The following is a 3,569-nucleotide window of genomic DNA, read 5'->3' as shown; positions in this document are numbered from 1 at the left end:
GGGTGGCGCGGGGGGCCGGGTTGGTGTGCCGGATGCCGAAACTGCTGGCGGCGATGGAGGCCGGGGATATCGAGGGGTATCCGGCGGGGCGGGTCGTGGAGGCCGCGTCGACGCTGACCGATGAGCAGGCGCGGGAGGTCGACGAACGGCTGGCCGGAAAGCTCGCGGCGGGCAGGCTGGGGTTCACCGACCCCACGTCACTGGTGCGGGCCGCGCGCCGGCTGGTCAACACGATCGACCCCGACGGGCAGACCAGCCGGGCCAGGAAAGCGCGTGCGGGGCGGAAGGTGGAGCTGATTGCGCGGGAGGACACGATGGCCACCCTGGCCGCGGACCTTCCGGCGGAGGTCGCGGCCTCGGCCTACGCCCGCGTCGACGGCATGGCCCGCACCCTCCGCGACGGAGGTGACGGTCGAACGCTGGAACAGCTACGGGCGGACGTGGTCGCGGACCTGCTACACGGGCGCGACCCCGGCACCGCCGCACCCGTGGGCGCGGCACGGGTGTTCCTGCACATGCCGATCGACACTGCCCTGACGATGTCCGACACAGGCTGCGAACTGACCGGATACGGGCCGATCCCGGCCCCGATCGCCAGGGAGATCATGACCCGGCCAGGCAGCGTCTGGCGCACCGTGCTCACCGACCCCGCCACCGGCGCCGTGCGCGACCTCGGCCGCACCCGCCGCCGCCCCAGCGCGTTCCTGCGCGAGCTCATCCAGGTCCGCGACCGCGAATGCACCACTCCCGGCTGCCACCGCCCCGCACACCGCTGCGACTACGACCACCTCCGCGAATGGCACCACCTCGGCCGCACCGCCGAACGCAACGGCGGCGCCAAATGCGAACGCGACCACTACCTCAAAAACCAACCCGGCTGGACCCTCAACCACAACCCCAGCACCGCAATCTCCACCATCACCACCCCCACCGGACGGACCTACTCCAAAACCATCGAACCCATCAACGAACCACCAGAACCAACGCCAGGTAAGTCCACAACGGACGAAACCCGACGACAGCCGCGGACGCGGTCCTGTTCGAGGGGCAGGGAGTCTTCGGCTGAGATTCCACCACCGCCACCACAATCGCCACCGAAGGACACTCACTCAGGTTCGGACTGACTTGCCTCCACACCGAACTCGTCCCCTCTCGGTCGGCGAGCACGGCCCAACCCCTGTCGTTCGCCTTCCTGCGATCGGCGGCCAGAGTGGCACCGGCGGCCAGCAGCCGCTCCACCTTCTCGTCCCGGGTTCAGGCCATCGGTATGAGGTCGAAGTGCAGATGGTTCTTCAGGGTCTTACGCTCGTCCGGCCCATTCCGGCCTCGTCGAAATTCGCGTGTCGGCGACGACAGAACCGGGCAGGATGGCGGCATGCTGACCGGTGAACGCATCCTGCTACGTCCCCTCGAGCCAGAGGACGCCGACACGTTCTGGCGCTGGCACAACGATCCTGAGGTGGTTCGATGGCTGGAGGCCGACTATCACGAGTCGCTCGCGCAGATCCGCAAACGATTCGCCGACCGCAAGCCCAACTCGTACTCGAATGTGGTGTTCGGCATCGAGACGCTGGCCGAGGGCTCACTGATCGGCGTCGTCGGCCTGCGCGACGCCAACCCCGAGAACGCGCGCGCCGAACTCGACATCTACATCGGCGAGAAGGATCACTGGGGTGGTGGCTTCGGCACCGACGCGATGCGCACCCTGTGCCGTTACGGCTTCGACGTCATGCGGCTGCATTCGATCGCGCTTTGGGTCGTCGCCGAGAACGAGTCGGCATTGCACCTGTACAAGAAACTCGGTTTCCGGGAGGACGGCAGGCATCGCGAGTCGTTCCGCGGCGTGGGCCGGTGGCACGACATGATTCTGATGAGCCTGCTGGAAGGTGAGCTGATCTGAACGCAACGCCACCGGTTCAGCGCAGGGCGGACCGCGCGGTCGGGGCGAGCAACAGGTGCTGCGGGGCCACGGCCAGCGAGCGGATCAGTTCCGGCAACACAGAGTCCGTCCACACGGGCGAGCTCTCCAGCTTCGCGAGATGTGCTCGGTGGGCCTGCTCCCCCGGCAGTATCGCGAACCAGACCAGGACGTTCACTCCGGCACGAACCGGAAGCGCGGGGAAGTTGTTCTCGGCGGGTTCGGTCTCGAACGCGCCCACGGGCAACGCCCCGCTCTCGGCCATCAGTGGGGCCACCCGCTGCTCGAAGAACGCGCGGAACTCGGCGTCCACCGGGCGGGGTAGCTGGTAGATCGTCGCCAGCACGACCGACCCCGGTGGCGAAGCGGAACCCGCCTGCGGGCGGGCCGGGAGCCCGCCGAATCCGGTGTTCTCGCCCAGCGGCCGCAACAGCAGCACGTCGTCGGAGTCGACCATCGTGTCGTTGGCCGCCGTCCGGTTGGCCCGCCACACCTCGCCGCCGTAGAAGCCGCCCAACGCCGACTTCCGCGTATCCATATCGGCGAATCCGCGCAACCAGACGAATCGGTCCGGATCTCGGAGGTCGCGGAACTGGCCGATGATCCGGGCCCCCACCGCCTCCTGGCTCTCCAGGAACTCCCGATCGAAGAGGTCGACCAGGTCGTCCCTGCGCCCCGGCCGCAATGTGTACTGCCTGAGTTCTACCACCGAGTCCGGCATCAGGTCCGCCCTTCAGTTGTCGACGGGCAGACGGTAGTCCCGGGATCCGACAGCTTCCGCCGAACGGCCGATCCGTAGCGGACAACGTATTGACCTCCACCGCGATGGAGGTTGCACGGTGAATCACTACATCGACAGAAAGACACTGCCGCCGCTCGGGCGAAGGAGGAACAGAGTTGACCGGGAGCGACTTCGATGTGGATCAGTTCTTGTCTAGTCCGCTCGTCGCCCGCATCGCGACGAACGGACCCACCGTACGGCCAACCTGGTTTCTCTGGGAGGACAGCGCCTTCTGGGTGCTGACCGGCCCGTGGGCGAAACTGTCCGCTCTGGTGCTGGCCGACCCCGCCATCGCTCTGGTAGTCGATCATTGCGACCTCGCTACCGGGATCGTCCAACAGGTCATCGCGCGAGGACAGGCAGAGATCCTTCCGTTCGACGTGCCGCGTGGGCGGCGAAAGCTCGTTCGCTACCTGGGCAATGACGAGACGCGATGGGACGAGCGGTTCCTCCGCTACCTCTACTGCCGCGCGGACGACGAAACCGTCTGGATACGGCTGCGTCCCGAGTCACTCACGACCAAGGACCTCAGCTACGCCGCCTGAATGTCACCACCCTTCGCCGGCTGCGTTCGACGGCCGATTCGGCACCCGCACGAGGTGAACCTCCGGCCGGTAGACAAGATGGCTCCGTGCCCCGCGACACGACCGACCCCGCCGACGACGACACCGGCCCGATCCGTCGTATCCCCCCTGCCACCGGCCGCGCGGGCGATGCTCGCCATTCCCGTCGGGCCGTCCCCGCAGCCGGGCCCGCCCGTCCCCGAAAGAGCCAGCCACCGCAGGCAGAACGGCCACAACAGGCAGGGCGCGCACAACGGCCCGCGCGGCAGGCACCGGACACCGGCGCTCCCGACACTCCCCCCACTCC

At 68.0% G+C, this 3,569-nt stretch carries 4 protein-coding genes and 1 pseudogene; 4 read left to right on the top strand and 1 reads right to left on the bottom strand.

What is annotated here, in order from left to right; genetic code table 11:
• Together D0C15_RS33715 and D0C15_RS33710 are read left to right on the top strand one after the other, a co-directional pair.
• The coding region (locus D0C15_RS33715; RefSeq protein ID WP_211323423.1) for an HNH endonuclease signature motif containing protein at positions 1-1,124 on the top strand (1,124 nt) is incomplete at its 5' end.
• 251 nt (positions 1,125-1,375) lie between these two features.
• Positions 1,376-1,900 carry a GNAT family N-acetyltransferase gene (locus D0C15_RS33710; protein WP_116052077.1) on the top strand — a complete coding sequence of 175 codons (525 nt, stop codon included), beginning with the start codon at positions 1,376-1,378 and terminating at the stop codon, positions 1,898-1,900.
• 16 nt (positions 1,901-1,916) lie between these two features.
• On the opposite strand, the gene D0C15_RS33705 is transcribed toward D0C15_RS33710, so the two are convergent.
• Positions 1,917-2,639: an NIPSNAP family protein gene (locus D0C15_RS33705; RefSeq protein WP_116052076.1), complete on the bottom strand. Its 723-nt coding sequence runs from the start codon at positions 2,637-2,639 to the stop codon at positions 1,917-1,919.
• A 176-nt stretch (positions 2,640-2,815) separates the two neighbouring features.
• Between D0C15_RS33705 and D0C15_RS33700 the strand changes: the two genes are divergently transcribed.
• Together D0C15_RS33700 and D0C15_RS34885 are read left to right on the top strand one after the other, a co-directional pair.
• Positions 2,816-3,244, top strand: a complete 429-nt coding sequence (locus D0C15_RS33700; RefSeq protein WP_116052075.1) for a pyridoxamine 5'-phosphate oxidase family protein — start codon at positions 2,816-2,818, stop codon at positions 3,242-3,244.
• Positions 3,245-3,330: 86 nt separating this feature from the next.
• A pseudogene (locus D0C15_RS34885) lies at positions 3,331-3,569 on the top strand (hypothetical protein); the annotation flags it as partial.

This window comes from Amycolatopsis palatopharyngis (assembly GCF_003385185.1).
In the GTDB taxonomy this organism is placed as follows: Bacteria; Actinomycetota; Actinomycetes; order Mycobacteriales; family Pseudonocardiaceae; genus Amycolatopsis; species Amycolatopsis palatopharyngis.
This window is presented reverse-complemented; position numbering and strand designations above follow the sequence as displayed.